We start from the raw sequence: 19,405 nt of genomic DNA on the forward strand, positions 1-19,405 counted from the left end.
TACCTTTCTATTCTAAGAGCACGCATATTTGTGTGCTCTTAAATTATTTACAATAAAATAAAGAGTTTATTAATTTTCTTAATTCATTATCGGAAAAGTACCCATAATAATATCTTTATATTTATCTATTGTTTTTTAATTTTTATAAAACTATATTATTTTGGAGTTGGTTAATACGTTACAAAAAACTGACCGTGTAATCATTATGGTCCCTCCATTTTCACAAGTGTTTGTTACATTTTACTCATCATCAGGAGAACTTCTTTCATCACAAGTCTTATCTAATACCTCTCCACATCCTGTATCAATGTATGCACTTAATGAAATAGAAAGCGAATTATTTGAAGTCGAGTTACAACCACTACTACTTCATTAAAACTACGAATAGCGGAAAGACCTTTATAACTCCCACATGGCACTACAGCAGTAGCATTTTTACCCAAAAATAGCACAAGTAGAAGAATCTGTAGCCGTTAATGCAAATGCCATTACATATCAATGCTACCCAATGGCTACTGCTGCAGACACGCTATATAGCTTTAACTACACACTTACTATGTAGACTTCTCCTAGAAACTTGATTTTAGTTTCCAAGGAAACTAAAATCAAGTATAATTATATATGTACAATAGATAGCATTTATAAATCTATTTACATTTTTCACATTAGCTCTTAAACAATTAAATAAATGGAGGGCATGATATGGACAATTATTATGATGTAGCGATAGTTGGTGGTGGTCCAGTTGGACTTATGGCAGCATGTGAATTAGCTATCCAAGGCGTAAAAGTTGTTGTTTTAGAGAGAAGATTAGACCGGGTACGAAATTCTAGAGCACTCACACTACACCCCCGCTCCTTAGAATTGATGGCTATGAGAGGTATTGCAGATCGATTTTTAGCTAGAGGCAAGAAATTAAATACAAGTCATTTTGCTGCCTTAGATACAAGATTAAACTTTAAAAATTTAAATACTGATTTTCCGTATACACTTTTTATTCCCCAATCTATTACAGAAGAAATATTAGAAGAACGTGCATTAGAATTAGGTGTAGTCATTAAACGCGGGCATACTGTGAAAGACTTAAAACAATATGAAACATTTGTACAACTAGAAATAGAACAAAGAGAAACAATATATAAAATAGAAGTTCCATATGTAATAGGAGCTGATGGAGCAAGAAGTATAGTTCGTGAATTATCAAATATACCGTTTAATGGAACAAACACAACAACTACTGCTATATTAGGTGATATTATTTTAGAAAATATACCAGATACTCCATTTTTATCCACTTCTAATATAAATGGGATATTAATGATGGTACCTATTACACCTGATGTATTTCGTTTTGCAATTGTTGATCCTAAGAATCAGACAATACCCGTTCATGTTGCTGTTACAGAAAAAGAGTTTATAGATAGTATTTATAGTATTACAGGTGAACATCTTCGAATTAAGAGCACAATATGGCTTTCTCGTTTTGGCAATGCAACCAAACTAGCAAATACTTATCAACATAAGCGTGTATTCTTAGCAGGGGATGCAGCACATATTCACTTCCCTGCTGGAGGACAAGGTTTGAATGTAGGTCTACAAGATGCTTTTAATATAGGCTGGAAATTAGGGCTCGCAATAAAACAAAAAAAATATGAAGGCCTATTAGAAAGTTATCATATTGAAAGACATGCTGTAGGAAAACAATTTTTCAAGGAAGTACAAGCGCAAGAACAATTAATGATAAACTTTTCAAACGCAGGAATGGAATTAAGGGATTTATTTTCGCACCTACTTACATACCCCGAGATAAATCACGATTTATCTGAAAGAGTAAGTGGCTTAGGGATAATGTATTCGTCGATGCACGATACAGAAAGGCATCCATTGATAGGAAAAAGATGTACAAATCTCACTATTTCTTCTCTAAATAAGAAAAGTTATAAACTCTTTGAATTAATGCAGGATGGTAAATTTATCTTATTAATACACCCTTCTTATATAGATAAGATAAATAAAATAAATAAAATAAATATTGATTCACACATAAAGGTGATAATAGGAGAAATACAAGATTCCAAATTTAAAAATATAGATACCGTTTTGATTCGACCGGATGGTCACATAGCCGACATTGAGTATAACAAGGTAAATAACTGCGAATAGTCCATAAAAATGATTATCAATTGTATTAGTGATACAAGATAAATTCAATTTTATAAAACGAAAAGAATCCTATTTATTTAGGACTCTCTTCGTTTTATCCATCTCACTATTTATAAAAACATATCTACAAGGAAAGAAATACTACATTTACAGTTAACTATAAAATCCCGTTCCAAAGGACTATCCAAAACTCCCCACCTACATACTCTCATAATCAAAAATATTTGTCTCTATTTCATATAAAGTATGATAAGCATCCATAAAGATAAAGCACAAAGGATAGCAAGCACTATACGAGTAGATAGCACTCTTACTTCAAAATCGGTTTTCTTGGATGGTTCAGGATATGCAATTACATAAATCCCTTTTAATAGTGCGAGCCATGCAATAAGTGTAATGAGTCCCTGCCAATTAAGTGTCCAAACATTATGTAGGATAACTGTACCTAATCCGAGGAAAATTGATAGAAAGCCATACATAATTCCAAATCCTCTGTCTTCTACCACTAACTTTTTCAGTTCACGTAGTATAGATGGTCGCACAAAAAGTATTCCTGAGATGATAACCGTTATCCACCCCCAAAAAAATCCTAAAAAAAGGCTTACCTCCATTGTTACTCCACTCCTTTCAATTACATTTATATTTCAGTTATTTTCCCTTTAGTATTAGATCTATAGATAAAAAACTAAAAATGTAACTTTGGAGTAAAGTCGTACTCTTTATAAAATATTTCATGTGTACATAAATAATCCTTCACCTTGTTAAATTTAACAAGGTGAAGATCATACAATATTATTAAATAAATAAAATAATCTAACTAAGATGTATAACAAATTAATAACCAGTCTACATACAACTTATGTTAGTAAGAAAATCACATACACTTATACATATTACTTTTGTATAAAATCTTAAAAATTGTAGTCAGACAATTACTTTAGCATCCTCTTCTTAATGTCTAGACAATCAGTATTTAAACTAAACATGCTAATATTGATTTTGTGCGATGGTCCGTTACCTCATAATAAATTTCTAACCCTTTCCGAGTACCTGTAACGACTTTCGTAGCTTTTAGTTTAGATAAATGTTGACTAATTGTACTTTGAGGCATTTGTAACGTTTCATACATTGTCGTTACGTTAATTGGGCCTTTTGCAAGCATTATTTTTACTAATGATAAACGGACAGGATGTGCCAATACTTTCAATACTTCAGTGATTTCTTCATACATTTCTTTCATATTTTTTCTCCCCTTTTATATAAATATTATTGATATCCATATATATAATTCGAAAGGATATAAGATTTTGTGTCCGTCATTTTAAAAAAAACAAAAAAATTTTTTCCGAAATTCAAGGAGTGTCTTAACATAACGTCTCACTATCAGTAATGATTAGGAATTTTGTTATGGAAGCGAAGGCTTTATATTACATATTACATATTACTTACTAAAACCAATGAAAAAAGAGAGCAGGTAAACTGCCCTCTTATGATGCCTCCTTATGTTCCGTGGAATGTTTAACACTCCCCATTCTCTTTAATTTATTCCACCCTACCGCTACTCCTCGAATTGATGAGAATATAGATTTAATGACAACATAAGTCATAAATTGACGATAAATAAAGCGTTGTAAAATTAACCATGCTAGTGGTTTCGGATTCTCTTCTTCTAATTTAAATGCAAATAAAGATGCGAATAGATCCATTAAAAAGAATACAAAATAAAACCCTAAAACTTTTAGTGGATTGCTACTAAATAGCCCCATAATCATTAATATATCTGCTAAAGGAGCAATGAATTGCAAAACATATTGGAATAACCACATGTTAGGCAATGCAATAAATCCTAACGTTTTATGTTTTGTATGAAACACTGCTTTTCGATGTTTCCAAAGACATTGGAGTGTACCATATGACCAACGATATCGTTGTTTAATGAGACTTTTCACATCTTCAGGTGACTCCGTATAAGCATACGCGCTTTCTTCATATACAATTTTATATCCTTGACGTAAAAATGTAATAGTAAGATCCGTATCTTCTGCTAACGTATCCTCACTTAAATATCCAGATTCAACTACATTTTTTTTACGCCATGCCCCAATAGCTCCTGGAACTACTGTAATACAATTTAACTCATCAAAAGCTCTACGTTCTAAATTAAACCCGGTAATATACTCAACATGTTGCCAAGTAGTTAACAAGTTTCGTCTATTTCCCACTTTGACATTACCTGAAACTGCCGCTACATTCTGATTTTCAAAGTGTCTAATCATGAGAGAAATAGCGTCTTGCGCAATAATAGTATCCGCATCTAAAGTGACAATAATCTCTCCTCGAGATTGTTGAAACCCTAAGTTCATTGCCGATGATTTCCCGCCGTTTTCTTTCTGGATTAAACGTACTTTAGGGTGTTTATTAAATGTTTCTTGCATTACTTTTGACGTATCATCTTTCGATCCGTCATCCACAACTATAACTTCAAATTCTTTATAATGACTATCCAAAATTGAGCGAATCGTCTTAGGTATAACCTTTTCTTCATTATATGCCGCTATGACAACACTAACAAAAGGTTGATAGGACGAATTAATAGAGCGAGATAGCGTTTTTCTTTTCTGCTTCCATGCAAAATAAATTAAGAACAAGAATCGGAAAATACCTAATCCAATAGCAATATAAAAAATAATTGTTAATATATGTTTAAAGTATCCCGCTCCTGAAAAGACAGCTTTATTGTAAAGTAAATATTGCTTTCCTTCAGAAGAAACAGGAGGCATAATTTCATCTCGTTCTTTATTCATTAAATCTGAAATTGTTACAAAACTATATCCATTTTTTTTAAGTTCTTTAATAATAATGGGAAGCGCTTCTACCGTATGGGCACGATTCCCTCCCGCATCATGGAGAAGAATAATATTTCCCTCTCCCTTATAAATGGGAGTAAGAGCACGCTTTACTAATTCATTCGTTGATGGTGTTGCCCAGTCTTCAGGATCAACTTTTTCCGCCACCATTGTATAGTTCATATTTTGTGCACGCAAAATAGGCAATATTTCATTTGATGAATCTGGGTTAGCATCGGCTTCATATGGCGGTCTAAATAAAACCGTAGAATGTCCAGTTATTTCCTGAATTAAACGTTGCGTCGTATTAAGTTCTACTTTTGTTCGTAGTAAAGACGTATCAGCGACGTTAGGATGCTTGAAAGTATGATTGCCAATTTCATGCCCTTCATCGTATATTCTTTTCACAATATTAGGATTTAGTTGCGCGTTTTCACCAAGTACAAAAAAAGCAGCGTTTATTTTATTCTCTTTTAATATATCTAAAATTTCCGGTGTATATTTCGGGTCTGGCCCATCATCAAATGTTAATACTACTTGTTTCCCATTCGGTTTTCCATATCGTTGCACTTCGTATGTAGATGGTAATGATCTATATACTTCATCTGTAAGATAACCATCTTTTCCTATTTTAAAATCTCTCAACCCATTTTGTCTTTCATTCTCAATCTGTAAAATTTCACCTTGTCCAGCATAATTCACTTCATCTAAACTAGTAATTTTATGTAATGCATCAGGATTTTTTTGTACCCCAATCGGATTTTTTAAAACTTTCCATATTGTAGGGTCTTCTGCTCCTAATCTCCATAATGCAAACCCTTTAGCATTGTTTTCCATTGCGATTTTCACTTGATTATAGAGAGTAACACTATCTAAGAACCAAGCAGTATGATCTTTCTCTCCTGTTTTATATCTAAAATAAGGATTTCCACTCATGTTATCCCATTGAATTTTCATATTGGAATCATGAGCCATTGCCATAACTTCTGAAAAAGTTAAAGACTTCGCAGGTTTTTTACTATTTACTTCCCAATCATATCCATAGTTACCGAAAGCAACTACAAGTTTATTAGACGGAATATTCAGTTCTTTTAACGTATGTTGGAACCATTTATTTGAAGCAATTGGGCCTGGTTCCCCCGCTCCATAATGCTCATCGTACATCATTACAATCATTCGATCTATTATTTTTGCTAATGCACCATAATCAAAAGCCTTATCATTAGCTGGAACATCTTGTGTAACGAGCAAATCATGTTTATGAAAGACCGTAGTAAGTTCTTTCATAAAATTTGTTAAGTTTTCTCTATCACTTTCAGGTACGGCCTCAAAGTCAATATTAATACCTGAAAACTGATTCTTTTCAACTTGTTTTACTAAATCATTAATAAATTTCGTCTTCACATCATTCGGCGAATTCAATAACTTATGAATAAGCTCACTATCAGGTCCAGAAGCTTTTTCTGTATAGTTAGTAAGTAACGGCATAATTTTCACACGATTTTTTTGCGCTAGTTTTACAATCTCTGGTTTTATCTCACTTCTAATCGTTAAATCTTCTTTTAAATGATACCATTCTGGTACTAACGTCGTTAATGAATCAATATTTTCTTTTAAAGACGCTGTACTATTTTCATCCCAATTTACATAAAAACCATACACTTCTTTAGGTTGTTTACTATCGTTCGTCGGATTTACCAAATTTTTATTATCCTTCATTTCGGTACTTGGTTTGACTTCTTCCTTCTTTAACTGCTCGTCACTAAGCTTTTGATTAATTGGTACAAGTTTCGTATCTTGTTTTACAGTAGGATTCATATTTGGAATTTCTGGTGTTGTAAAAATACTTTGAAAGAAAAAATAAAATACAATACTTACGCTAACTATTGAGATACATAGAAACGAGATAAAAGCTATGTTTCTCCTTCCTTTCGGATCATAAAAAATAGGTTTTGATTTATCTTTCTCTTGTTGAATGTTTTTCTCCATTATATTCCTCACATACTCCTTCTTAATAGAACTATAGAATAATAAAGTGCAACTTTAATTAGCCCTCACCAATTGGGCATTTATAAGCAGCCCAACTCCCACCTAACTTCTTTGCCCCAGCCAAATTTTGAGATGGGAGTTTTACTGCCCGCAATAGCGAGATAACTCCTTTTCGCTTTAAAATGAATCTCCCACTTCCATATTTCTATTAATTCTTCTTTTCATTCCCTTGCTGGTGCCCTCTATTCTCTTGTTGAGACCCCCTACCATTGTTCCCTTGCCCGTTTCCAACATTCTCTTTCTGGGATCCTCTTCCATTGTTACCTTGCTCATTTCATTATTCCCCTGTTGGGATCCTCTTCCATTGTTACCTTGCTCATTCTCATTATTTCCTTGTTGGGATCCTCTATTTTCTTGCTGAGATCCTCTTCCGTTATTTCCTTGCTGTTGTCCATTATTTTCTTTTATTTGCCTAGATGGCTGTTCCTCTGTTTTCTTTTGTTCTTGATGTTCTGGCTTCTCATATTTTTTGTCTTTTACAGAAGACAAATCTGGTGATACATAAGGAGATGACTCCGGCTGTGATTGCACTTCTTCTTCGTTTTCCACCGGATTAGACGGCGTGGCAGGAGGCGTAAGCGGTTTATTCTTCTCATTCTCTTGCTTTATATAAACCCCTGTCCCAATTCCTGCTTTCTTGGCATTCTCGCGTACTTGCATCGTACTGGTTTGATATACGACTGTAACATGTTTTATCGCATACTCTTTCTTTAATTCCTGCATAGCCTTTTCCAACTGTGGTTCAAGCAACTTGTCCTTTGCAACAGCTGTTAACATAACTTCCTTATCATTCGTTAAGTACTTATCTTCTTGACTCAGCTTTATAATAGTACGTATTACGTCTTGCACATGTTTATTTTCCCATTGCTTCATTTCTTTTAAAATACGCCTTCCATCATCATTACAAGCTCGCAAATCTATAACACGAAGATCCTTCGTTACGCTCGCCTCTAAACTTGGATTTATATCAACTGAAACATAAGCAAAAGCTTTTTCTTCCGGTTGGTTGTAGAAAAACAGAAACACACATAGACAACAAGTAACAAGTATTGATGCAGGCTTTAAAAAAGGAGGCATTGTAAAACGCGGTGACCTTTGTTCTTCTTCATCAAACGAGATTTCCTCCCCAACCATGTAAGAGTGCGCTTTTCTTTTAAACGTAATAAACTCTCCATTTGGAGTTAATACAACTACGTTATGTTTTTTTATATCCATTACAATTCCTTTATTCATCATTCTTCCCCCCTCTTATGTAATCAAGAATATATGTATAGTTGTTTGCAAAGATAATACACATTGCAATAATGTATTTTCTATGTCGCTCCAACGTTTTACGACTTACCCTAACACGCGGTTCAATATGTTTAAGCGGTAATTTTTTCTTTCGGAACAGCTCTTCCATCATTTCCTCTTCTTTTATAATAATCTTCACAATCTCTATTAAGTGTTCACGCGTATCACGATGCTTAGGAGATTCTTTAGCAAGCTCTGAAAATGTGATTTTAAACTCAGCTAACACAGTTTGAAAATGAAGAATTTCCTCCTTACGGTTACTATTTTCCATCTCTTTCATATACTCCGTAAGTGATACTTGCATTTCTAACATTTCCTCTTGCTCATCTTCTTTTAAAAAGACAAGGTTATGCTTTGACTCCTTGCGTATATAGTCAATTACATCTCTTTTTATAAGAAGATCAGCAAACGCTAGAAAAGATTTCCCCTTTTTATATGAATACTTTTCTATTGCTTCATTAAATGCAAACAATCCAATACTATATTCATCATCCTGTTCTGTAATATATCGGCGGCAGACAGACGAGATTGATTTTCTAATAAACGGCTGATACTGCACGATAAAAGCTTCTTTATCTTCCTCGTTATTTTGTATGTTATATACGATATCTTCTATTTTTGGTTTTCTTAAGATCTTCATTACTAAACTCAACACTTGTAATCTCCCAGCCTCCTTCACATAGCAAAATGGTCACTAAACAAGTGATCATTCAACCACATTTTGTTAGTACTTTTCTTTGAGCTTGTCTTCTTGCTCATATTTTTCAAAAACGACTTTCCTCATCGTTTTCTTAATGATTATTCTGTTCTGTTTATATAAAAGTTAAATCTGCATTTTCATTTCTTATATTTTTTGCTTGCCCTTTTTCTATTTTATCTGCAATCTTTAAATAACTCTTCTCTATATTTCTGGTAATTTCAGCCTTTTCTTTCGGCTTCCTCAATTAATCTAGCAATTTTATTAACACTTCAATATTCTCTCATAATCATTTTTCTTCTCTATACATATTCGGAGGAATACAAAGTTTTATGGGGGTCAAAAAATATTTTTATAAAAAAATAAAAACCATTGATTTGAAAAAAGGCTAATCAATGGTTTTCTTATAATATCTATTAAATTAAGTTGGACTTTCATTATATGTAAGAATATCTACTGTTCTCACTATTTCCTACCGATTTTCTCTATTGTTACCTTTCTTGATTACCATAATATGTCTTATCTGCATATTTTTGATTATCTCCTTTTAGATAAGCTAATATTACTTTTGGATTTTTAAGTAAGTCCCAGTCTCCATATATATCAAATTTTCTTCACGAAGTGCGTTTTTTCGACGTACAAAAGGAATTACATAACTCATTAGTTGACTATCTAATGAGTTATCAATATCCGTTTCTAGTTTTTTAACTCTGTAACAGATGCAAGGCTAACTTCTTACAATATGAAACTAAGGCAATTGTTTAACATATGTATCGCTATGACATATGCAAGGGATCTTTTAGAAATTAGATAAGCAATAGTAAGTATCACCGCGCCTGGTAAATAAATGGCATAATCCGAAAGCTGGTTCGTATGAAGGAATGTAAAGATTAGAATCGAAATGATAGATGCAATAGCAGTACCAATATAATGTGAAAAGCGATTTATTAAAATATAACGAAACACAATTTCTTCAAGTATTGGACCCAGAATACCAAATACAAGCAATGTAAATATAAGAGGTACCTCCCCACCCCTTTCAAGGAGCTGTTCTTGATTCTCTGGCTGACCAGTTGCTAGAAAATGCATAATAGAATTTTCAATAATCATCATAAGTAAAACCACCATAGGAATACTCACTATTTTCAAAATTGTTTTCTCTTTAAAATAAGTAAAACTTTGAATGATTTCTTTCCTAAAGAAAATTATTCCTATAATAGCAGATACAGTAAAACCGATGGCACTAAGAAGAAATTCTGATTCAACTAAATTGACATTAGTTAAAAGTGATATGCCAAATAATATGAACAAGCCAATTTGAAATGGTACAAACAGTGTAAAGATTACTAACATAATAAGTTCTTTTTTATTCATTTTTATAAAGTTCATTTTATTATCCTCCTAATTAAATTACCTACAATCTTTGATTTTTCTTTCTGCATAAAGTTCTCCTTCCAAAATATATTCATACAAGTTAACAGACCGAACGGTCCGGTCCGGAATATAATGATACTATAAGTTTCTAGTTTTTTAAACCCTTTTTACAAATGATTAACAAAATAGAAAAAAGCAAATATATTTATAACTCGGTTTCTTATTTACAATCACATTCCAGTACTCATTAATTATTTCTTTTATAGAATGAAGTGATCAGGCTTTTATCCACAAGAACTGCGAGAGATATTATTATATAAGAAGTAAAAGTGGGAGTAGTTCAAACACTTTAGCTAAACATATTGATGAAGATTATATATAATACTCATATGTCTATGCACTCAAATTAACTATATATTTTTACATCTTCTACGATTTTAGGTAAAATTAGTTTTCTAACATGAATAAATTAAACAATTGATCATGTTATTTTTGACAGAAAATTCATTTAAAAATTATAAATAATACAATTTGATTAACCTCTGTTCAAACTGTACTATTTGAGGTTTCCGTAAGATAGGAATTGATACTATATTTTTGCTTCACACTTATTTATACTTACAAAAAAATAGAGGATAAACATTACCTGGAATATTAAGCTCGGTTTTATTAGGAGGACTACAAAGCATGACTAAAGTTGATACGGTAAAGGAAAAAATTATTGAAACATCTTTATATTTATTTAATACTAATGGGATAACTCGCACATCCATCCAGGATATAATGACAGCTACTGAACTACCTAAAGGATCTATTTATCGTAGATTCAAAAATAAAGAAGAAATTGTCCTTGCTGCCTACGACAAAAGTGGTGAGATTATGTGGAGTCATTTTCATAAAGCAATGGAAAATAAAAAGACAGCAATCGATAAAATCCTTGCAATTTTCCTTGTATATCAAGATGCAGCTAATAATCCTCCTATTGCTGGAGGCTGTCCATTGCTTAATAGCGCAATTGAAAGTACTGGAGTATTCCCAGAATTACAAACAGCAGCAGCAAAAGGTTATGATGATACAGTAATGTTAATGGCTTCTCTCATAAAAGAAGGAATAGAGAAACAAGAGCTTAAAGAAGATATAGACATTATATCGCTCGCTTCTTTTCTTGCATCTTCAATGGAGGGCGCTATTATGGCAAGTCGAGTATCTAACGATAATGTACACCATCAGTATTTTATAGAACAAATAAAACATCATCTTTTCTCTTATTCTAAATAAGTGAGAACTTGCATTGCTTTCATTCAATTTTTATAGACTTAAACTGAATAAACCCCTCTCATAAAAAGTATTTACTGCTTATAAGAGGGGGATTAGTTTTTAGCAAATGTAGCTTTTGGGATGCTGTATATTATGCATACTACCAATCTCCTTTTCACATACCTCTCCTTTTTATTTAAAAGAATATCCACTTTGGTTTCTCCGTTTAAAGAATTACCTAGTTCCCTTTTCCTATAGATAGACAAAATATTGGGCACTAAATGAACTGTCCCTGAAGTAAGGTTCTAAAAATATTCTATCCATAGAGCTACTACAGCAACTACTAACAAAGCAAAACAAAATGTGATATTTCGAATCCACTTTTGTATATCATCAAAATACTTTTCTATAAATGCAGTGTAAATAGAAAGCATAAGAAGTAGCACAATGAAAGTAAAGGATCCAAATTTACCGTTAAATTTTTCATTAGTAAATGTACTTACATGAAGGAATAGAAAAACCAACGTTACTATGAACAGCTCAAATATCCTTTTTTTATTCAAATCACCACCTTACATTAATTTCCTTTTATTCCATTTTACCAAAACATAATGTGTAGCAGCATATGAATATTATATTCATATCAAAAGGGCTAACAATGCAATATTGTTAGCCTCTACTTTCCATATTCGTACCTTTTATCACTTTACTTCCTAACAACTGGAATCCACATTTCACCACATACTAAGCCATCTCTCTGCCCCATCTCAACTGTTGTATTTGGCCCACCAACATAAGCAAAATCTGTTGCTTCTCGTAAAGCTTGACCGAAGGCGATACCAGTCAGCTTATTGCTTAGCTCTTCGGCCGTTTTATCTTCCCCTTTCACTACTAAGTATTCTCCCTTCGGAAACTGTATCACTCTAGATTCTTCTTCTATTTGTGCCTCTGTCATAACACCAGCATAATACATCATCTTGTTATTCACCGCTTCACTCACAGAAAAAATGTATTCGTTTGTAGCTAAAGCTTTTAAAGCGTCCAATCTTCCATCTTGTTTAACAGCTGACCAAAAGTCTTCCTTTTCTTTATTTATTCCAGCAAAGTCTGTATAGTCACTCTCAATTTCAGTTCCAATACCTAACACAATAAAGCTATTTTTTTCTTCAATCGTATAATTTTTCATATTCAAAACCTTCCTTCTTTTAAATTGAATCAAATGATTTATCTTTTCATTTGATAAGTTTATAATATCTTTAAATCATGTCAAAAAATGATACTGTTTAGGAGACTCCAATGAAAAAAGTTGAACGGATTAATACAATTATGCGGTATATCAATAATCGCTCCCACTTTACAATTACTGAAATCATACGAGAATTTAACATATCACGATCGACAGCTATTAGAGACATAAGAGAAATTGAAACTATGGGCATGCCACTTGTCGCTGAAGTTGGAAGAACTGGTGGATATTTTGTTATGCATAACTCTATCCTGCCCGTTGTTCGCTTTACTGATAATGAAGTCAAAGCTCTTTTTATTGCCTTTATGGCTACAAGAAATCAACAACTTCCCTATCTAAAGAGTCGCCAATCTTTAGCCGAAAAACTACTAGGACTCATTTCTGAAACTCAACAAGATGACCTTGTTCTTTTAAATCAACTCTTACTTTTTGAAGGGACTAACCCCCATAATCCCGATCTACTTGAGCTTTCTGACCTCCCCCATCCGATGTTAGAAAAACTCATTCAAATCCTTCTATTGGATAGACATTTATTGATTACTGTCAAAGAAGAAAAAATCAAGTCTTATCCAATTTACCTATTACACCTTTATCAAGAAAAAAGTCATTGGATTATTGAAGGATTTGACTTAAAAGAAGAAAAGAAGATGATGTTTCCTGTCGATGACCTCATCAATATCGAACCGTACACAACGAAAAAGAGGTTAAATAAGAAAAAGATTTTAGAAAAACTCAGTAAGAAGGACGAAGCAATTAACCTTGTACTTGAACTTGGTCCAAAAGCGATTGCCCAGTACAAAAAATACCATCCTTTCAAAGTTTCTATATCTTATACAAATCCTTACCAATCTACAGCTATTTTAAAAACATTTATCGATGTTCACAATTCCGATGAATTGACAGAGATGACAAATTGGCTACTTTTCTTAGGGAAAGATATTACAATCAAGGAAATGCCTGAAGAAGTATTAAACGATTTCCAAGTGAGGTTATGTTTATATTCACCATAAGCAGCGATCGGTTGCACCTGAAAATATTGAATTTAATTCGTTACCAGTTGTCCATATTTTTAAGTTCCTAGGGAAAACATTGTATTTGCTATCAAAGCTAAACGAAGCTTCTAAGAATAATACAATAAAAAGGTGTGAACTAGCTTTTAGTTCACACCTTTTTATATTAGAGTTTACTATACATACATTAAATTGCTTGTTTAAGATTTAAATGTGGATTTGGTCCATACTTATTCTCACCTTCGTCACTTTCAATGATACAAAACACAAGTAGAACCGCTCCTCCAAATGGTACCAAATTTAATAGCTGCCACCATCCTGTTTTTCCACTATCATGTAATCGACGAGCTTCCACTGCCAGAGTAGGAACGATAAAAATTGCTATATATAGCAAAGTAATATTGGCTCTTAAATAGAAGACAGACGGAGAATATGAGGCAAAATATATTAATGACCAAAACGTAACCTTATTAACTAAAGTAAAAATCCAGTACTCTTTTCTCGTTGCTCTCCCACTAAATTTCGCATAGTTTTTGAGAGCATATAAATACCATTTCATTTGAATCTCTCCCTTTTCCATCCCCTAAACAATTAATTTATACATTATATACCTTATAAGTATAAATATAACATATCACAACTGTAACCTCTATATTTATATAGAATATTCTGTTTATTTTTAAGTTATTTTAGTTCCGCGTTACATACCATATTTCATGGCATTTGTATTCAATTCATTATTCTCCTATTTACTTTAAAACTATTACAATTAAGCGCAGTATGAATGTATTATTAAAGCACGGAAAATCTTCCCGTACTTTTTCTAAAACGTATATAATTTCGGATGATTTAATTCACTTACCCTAACTGACGTTTAAATACTTTACTAGCAAAAAAGTACGAGATAATCATGATCCCTACGCACCAAGCAAGTGCAATCCAAATATCGTTGCCAACAGTCCCTTCATATAAGAGGGCACGAATCGCATTCACAATTGAAGTTACAGGCTGATTCTCTGCAAATGCACGAACAATTTTTGGCATCGTTTCAGTAGGTACAAATGCTGAACTAATAAATGGTAGAAAAATTAGTGGGTACGAGTACGCTGTCGCTCCCTCCATTGACTTCGCTTTCAACCCTGGAATGATAGCTAGCCATGTGAGCGCTAGCGTAAACGTTCCTAGTATTCCAATTACTGCAAGCCATTCTAGCATACTAGCACTGGAACGGAAGCCCATTAAGAGCGCAACAAGAATAACCACTACGATAGTAAGAACATTAGCAACAAGAGAGGTTAAAACGTGAGCCCACAATATCGATGAGCGCTTAATTGGCATCGTAATAAAACGTGCCATTAGCCCACTCTTTACATCCGTAAATAATCGCACAGAAGTGTAAGCCACACCGGATGCGATAGCCATTAGCAAAATTCCCGGCAATAAATAATTGACATAGTTATCCGTTCCTGTCTTTATAGCCCCGCCAAATACGTAAACAAACAATAGCATCATCATAATTGGTGTAATCGCTACTGTAATAATTGTATCCGGACTACGCATAATATTACGCATTAAGCGCCCTAGTAATACCCCTGTTTTGCTTTTCATTTACATCTCCCCCTTTTTACCAATAATCGCAAGGAAAATTTCTTCCAATGTCGGCTGCTTCTCGATATACTCCACTTTTGCTGGCGAGAACATCTCTTTTAGTTCAGTAAGAGTACCTGTCGTAATAATTTTTCCGCCATGCAAAATAGCGATACGGTCTGCCAGTTGTTCTGCTTCCTCTAAATACTGGGTTGTTAGCAAGATGGTTGTGCCTCCACCAGCAAGTTCCTTGACTGTATCCCACACTTCGATCCGCGCTTCAGGATCAAGTCCAGTCGTTGGTTCGTCAAGAAAAATAACTGCTGGCGCCCCAATCAAACTCATCGCGATATCAAGCCGGCGCTTCATCCCGCCTGAATACTGATCTGCCCTCTGATTAGCCGCATCCGTCAGGCTGAATCTTCCAAGCAAATTGTCAGCGATTTGAACAGGATTGGAGACACCACGTAACTTGGCAATCATGATCAAGTTTTCCCTCCCGGTAAGCATGCCGTCTAAAGCTGCGAACTGCCCTGTCAAACTGATGCTTTGACGAACATGATCTGGTTGACGTTCGATATTAAATCCACAAATACTTACTTCACCATCATCCTGTTTCATTAGCGTCGAAAGGATATTGACCGTTGTCGTTTTCCCCGCTCCATTTGAGCCTAGCAGCGCGAAAATTTCGCCACGCTGCACTTCAAAATCCACTCCCTTTAAGACTTCTTTATCTTTAAAAGATTTTTTTAATCCTTTTACAGAAACAGCTGCATTACTCATACTTTTTCCCCCTTTATCAAAATAGATTACCTATACCCTCTATTTAGTATCACTGATAATCTGTAATACTTAGTAGTGATTTAAAAATATAACTGAATAGCGATGGTGGCAATTCACATTTGTAACCAGCTAATCAGTTGGTATTCCTAATTGTATTTATTTTTTTCTCAACTTCTTCATAATACTTTCATTCAAATCTTCACGATACTTGGAAACATACGTTTTAGCGTTTGCCACTAGTTCGTCAGCAAAAGATGCTACGTCTTCCCCAGTAATGTCAAGCACTTGTCTGCCTTCTGCTGCACCAGCTTCAAACAAATCGATTAATTCATACTGTATGTGCAGCATATCCATACCGTTTCCGGTCGAAAAATTCCACATGTAGTTTTGAATTTTCTTAAACACAAATTGATAGTCCTCGGGTAGTGCTGCAACACGTGCCATCATCATTCTGTACTCTTTTTTATCACCAATTAATTTTTTGAATATTTCCAACATCTTATTTTCCTCCTTTTTTATAAAACAGAACAAGAAACTCTCCAAATATGAGCCGGAACATTTTATATTATGAGGCTAGTTTGACTTCAAGACGTTAATTTTTGAAGATACAAAATCCCATTTTTTCCAAAACAATTCAAGTTCCTGACGGCCTGCTTCATTTAATGAATAAAACTTACGAGGCGGCCCCATATCTGATGGTTTCTTTTCAATATTCACAAGCTTTTTCTTTTCTAATCGTACGAGGATAGTATAAACCGTCCCTTCTACGACTTCGGTAAACCCAAGATCATTCAGGTGGCGGGTAATCTCATAGCCGTACGTTTCACGGCGGCTGATGATTTCCAGTACACACCCTTCCAGTGAACCTTTCAACATTTCAGTTAAATTTTCCATATCCTGATCCTCCTTTACCCCCTATTCTGTCTGACTTATATTCAGTATCACAGAGTACTAAGGCGAATTTTTACTGAATAGCTTTTGAGTAAAACTACACTATTCAGTATTACTTATTACAACTACATTGTATGACCAAGTAGTTGTGAATGTCAACTGATTTTCAAAATTTTTCTAAAAACCGCTATTACCTATCGTTTGCTGAAAATATTTTGAGAAACAGCACTACTCAGTATTACCTATTACAAGTACATTGTATGACTGAGTAGTTGTAAATGTCAACTCGATTTTTATATTTTTCTAAAATCAACTATTACCCATCCCGCTAAGAAAAGAAAATACCCCAAAACAAAAATTCTACATTTTTATTTTGGGGCGCTATAGGCTAGTTCTTCTTCTTAATAAGACAGATCATCCTTTTGTTACGATAACATCATTTCCATATCTTCCGCTGCATTTGTAATCAGTTTCAAACCGAATGTTTCTTGTAATACATCAAGCACGCCAGGTGAAATAAATTCAGGCGCCTTTGGACCGATGCGAATATCTTGAATGCCGAGACTAAATAGTCCAAGTAAAATGGCAACCGCTTTTTGTTCAAACCATGAAAGGACAATACTAACTGGCAGTTCGTTCACTTCGCATTGAAAAGCACCTGCTAAAGCGGCTGCTATTTTCACTGTAGAAATTGAATTATTACATTGCCCTAAATCAATGTAACGCGGAATCTCTGTACCAGGTACAACACCGTACTCTACATCATTAAAGCGGAATTTTCCGCAAGAAGTCGTTAAAATAACCGTTTCTGGCGGAAGTGACGTTGCTAATTCACGATAATATTCCCCGCCTTTTCCTGGTGCATCACAACCTGCGATGACAAAGAAACGCTTAATCTTCCCTTCTTTTACTGCCTCAATAATTTCTGGGGCCAATGATAATACTGTATTATGATGAAACCCTGTTACTAACTGTTCATCCGACTCCATATGTACTTCTGGAAGTTCTAGCGCTTTTTGAATCAACGGCGTGAAATCATCATTTTCAATTTTTTGTACACCTTCTAAACCTGCAATATCATATGAAAAGAATCGATCAGAATATGATCCTTTAATTGGCATAACACAATTCGTTGTCGCTAATATGGCACCTGTAAATTTTTCGAACAGACGTCGTTGATCGTACCATGCCTTACCGATGTTTCCTTTTAAATGTTTATATTTTTTCAGCTGCGGATACCCGTGTGCTGGCAACATTTCAGAGTGCGTATAAATATTAATTTCTTTTCCTTCTGTTTGTTTTAATAATTCTTCTAACGCAAATAAATTATGACCAGTAACTACAATTGCTTTACCTTCTACATGGTTTTGTGTAATTTGAACAGGCTCTGGAACACCAAAGTGATTCGTATGCGCCTCATCTAACAACTCCATTACTCGTAAAGCTGATTTCCCTACTTTCATAGCCATATCAATATGTTCTTGTTCATTAAAGTTAGAATTGGTTAATGTCATATACAGTGCTTCTTGCGTTGTAGCATCTACAAAATCATCAGTATACCCTAGCTGAGCAGCATGCGTACGATAAGCCGCAATTCCTTTTAATCCAAACACAATCGTATCTTGTAAACTTGCAATTGTTTCATTTTTACCGCAAACACCGATTACTTTACATCCGCCTGTTGGCGTTTGTTCACATTGATAACAAAACATTATCATCCCACCCTCTCCCAATCATTCCTTACAAACTAAGCATAATATCTGGTGAGATGAAAGGATGTGATATCAATCACAATAATATAGATAAATTTGTGACAGTTCATATTGTTGACATAATATTTTTATTGACTCTAAAAACATTACTGAAAAATGTACATCTTTGTTGGTACTTTCAAATAGCTAGTTAATAGATTTAAAGAACTATTAGCAACTAGCAATTTTTTTGATTAAAAATTCTATGGGAAAGTCCTTCATTTACAATACATTTACATTATCTTAACATTGTTTACATTATTTATATGATATATTTATATAGAAACTACTTAATAAATTTCATGTACATTGTTATCTTTATAATCTCTGATTTAATTAACAAGAGATTATGTTATATTTTCATATCAGGGGTGAATGAGGATGACTGAAACTTTAAAAACACTTATAATGCTTGATGCTACTTACGTTGTTATAGCAATTATGACGGTACTGGTATT

Annotated in this window: 16 protein-coding genes and 2 pseudogenes; 3 read left to right on the forward strand and 15 right to left on the reverse strand. The window is 33.7% G+C overall.

The genetic code is table 11. The features are described from left to right. The first annotated feature begins 702 nt into the window (after positions 1-702). Positions 703-2,163, forward strand: a complete 1,461-nt coding sequence (locus tag GFJ36_RS17915; RefSeq protein ID WP_098082277.1) for an FAD-dependent oxidoreductase — start codon at positions 703-705, stop codon at positions 2,161-2,163. 230 nt (positions 2,164-2,393) lie between these two features. Here the strand turns inward: GFJ36_RS17915 and GFJ36_RS17920 are convergent, their stop codons facing one another. The 7 genes and pseudogenes from GFJ36_RS17920 to GFJ36_RS17950 form a co-directional block, all read right to left on the reverse strand. Continuing rightward, positions 2,394-2,774, reverse strand: a complete 381-nt coding sequence (locus GFJ36_RS17920; protein WP_087984109.1) for a hypothetical protein — start codon at positions 2,772-2,774, stop codon at positions 2,394-2,396. Positions 2,775-3,136: 362 nt separating this feature from the next. Next, a complete protein-coding gene (locus GFJ36_RS17925) occupies positions 3,137-3,403 on the reverse strand; it encodes an ArsR/SmtB family transcription factor (protein ID WP_087984108.1) in 267 nt (88 codons plus the stop codon). Between the two features lie 247 nt (positions 3,404-3,650). Then, positions 3,651-6,998 carry a trifunctional glycoside hydrolase family 18/polysaccharide deacetylase/glycosyltransferase family 2 protein gene (locus GFJ36_RS17930; RefSeq protein ID WP_098082276.1) on the reverse strand — a complete coding sequence of 1,116 codons (3,348 nt, stop codon included), beginning with the start codon at positions 6,996-6,998 and terminating at the stop codon, positions 3,651-3,653. A 223-nt stretch (positions 6,999-7,221) separates the two neighbouring features. Then, positions 7,222-8,294, reverse strand: a pseudogene (locus GFJ36_RS17935) (anti-sigma factor domain-containing protein); the annotation flags it as partial. Next, positions 8,284-9,006 carry an RNA polymerase sigma factor SigI gene (sigI, locus tag GFJ36_RS17940; RefSeq protein ID WP_087984105.1) on the reverse strand — a complete coding sequence of 241 codons (723 nt, stop codon included), beginning with the start codon at positions 9,004-9,006 and terminating at the stop codon, positions 8,284-8,286. The pseudogene GFJ36_RS17935 and the gene sigI, both read right to left, overlap by 11 nt. A gap of 533 nt (positions 9,007-9,539) precedes the next feature. Then, positions 9,540-9,662 (reverse strand): annotated as a pseudogene (locus GFJ36_RS17945) (glycosyl transferase family 2); the annotation flags it as partial. Between the two features lie 121 nt (positions 9,663-9,783). Then, positions 9,784-10,437 (reverse strand): CPBP family intramembrane glutamic endopeptidase, encoded by a 654-nt coding sequence (locus tag GFJ36_RS17950; protein WP_157349692.1) that lies wholly within the window; start codon positions 10,435-10,437, stop codon positions 9,784-9,786. A 672-nt stretch (positions 10,438-11,109) separates the two neighbouring features. On the opposite strand from GFJ36_RS17950, the gene GFJ36_RS17955 reads away from it, so the two are divergent. Further along, the gene (locus GFJ36_RS17955; RefSeq protein ID WP_157349693.1) at positions 11,110-11,700 is read left to right on the forward strand and encodes a TetR/AcrR family transcriptional regulator; all 591 of its coding nucleotides are present in this window, start codon (positions 11,110-11,112) and stop codon (positions 11,698-11,700) included. A gap of 284 nt (positions 11,701-11,984) precedes the next feature. Here GFJ36_RS17955 and GFJ36_RS17960 read toward each other — a convergent pair whose 3' ends face one another. Together GFJ36_RS17960 and GFJ36_RS17965 are read right to left on the reverse strand one after the other, a co-directional pair. Then, on the reverse strand, positions 11,985-12,242 hold the full coding sequence (locus GFJ36_RS17960; RefSeq protein ID WP_087984102.1) for a DUF3963 domain-containing protein: 258 nt from the start codon (positions 12,240-12,242) through the stop codon (positions 11,985-11,987). 143 nt (positions 12,243-12,385) lie between these two features. Beyond that, the gene (locus GFJ36_RS17965; protein WP_087984101.1) at positions 12,386-12,865 is read right to left on the reverse strand and encodes a GyrI-like domain-containing protein; all 480 of its coding nucleotides are present in this window, start codon (positions 12,863-12,865) and stop codon (positions 12,386-12,388) included. A 110-nt stretch (positions 12,866-12,975) separates the two neighbouring features. On the opposite strand from GFJ36_RS17965, the gene GFJ36_RS17970 reads away from it, so the two are divergent. Then, positions 12,976-13,935: a helix-turn-helix transcriptional regulator gene (locus GFJ36_RS17970; RefSeq protein WP_098230492.1), complete on the forward strand. Its 960-nt coding sequence runs from the start codon at positions 12,976-12,978 to the stop codon at positions 13,933-13,935. A gap of 187 nt (positions 13,936-14,122) precedes the next feature. Here GFJ36_RS17970 and GFJ36_RS17975 read toward each other — a convergent pair whose 3' ends face one another. The 6 genes from GFJ36_RS17975 to hcp all read right to left on the reverse strand — a co-directional run bounded on the left by GFJ36_RS17975 (position 14,123) and on the right by hcp (position 18,908). Beyond that, a complete protein-coding gene (locus tag GFJ36_RS17975) occupies positions 14,123-14,494 on the reverse strand; it encodes a DUF805 domain-containing protein (RefSeq protein WP_087984099.1) in 372 nt (123 codons plus the stop codon). 299 nt (positions 14,495-14,793) lie between these two features. Continuing rightward, entirely contained in the window at positions 14,794-15,543 is a 750-nt protein-coding gene (locus tag GFJ36_RS17980) for an ABC transporter permease (RefSeq protein WP_087984098.1), read from the reverse strand. Then, complete coding sequence (locus GFJ36_RS17985) at positions 15,544-16,305, reverse strand: ABC transporter ATP-binding protein (protein ID WP_157349694.1); 762 nt, start codon at positions 16,303-16,305, stop codon at positions 15,544-15,546. A 156-nt stretch (positions 16,306-16,461) separates the two neighbouring features. After that, positions 16,462-16,803, reverse strand: coding sequence for a DUF1048 domain-containing protein (locus GFJ36_RS17990; RefSeq protein WP_000889650.1), 342 nt, complete (start codon positions 16,801-16,803; stop codon positions 16,462-16,464). A 75-nt stretch (positions 16,804-16,878) separates the two neighbouring features. Further along, a complete protein-coding gene (locus tag GFJ36_RS17995; RefSeq protein ID WP_000429483.1) occupies positions 16,879-17,199 on the reverse strand; it encodes a PadR family transcriptional regulator in 321 nt (106 codons plus the stop codon). Positions 17,200-17,621: 422 nt separating this feature from the next. Then, the gene (hcp, locus tag GFJ36_RS18000) at positions 17,622-18,908 is read right to left on the reverse strand and encodes a hydroxylamine reductase (RefSeq protein WP_098230493.1); all 1,287 of its coding nucleotides are present in this window, start codon (positions 18,906-18,908) and stop codon (positions 17,622-17,624) included. Positions 18,909-19,405: the final 497 nt, after the last annotated feature.

The sequence above is a fragment of the Bacillus sp. EE-W1 genome (assembly GCF_009760835.1).
GTDB lineage: Bacteria > Bacillota > Bacilli > Bacillales > Bacillaceae_G > Bacillus_A > Bacillus_A wiedmannii.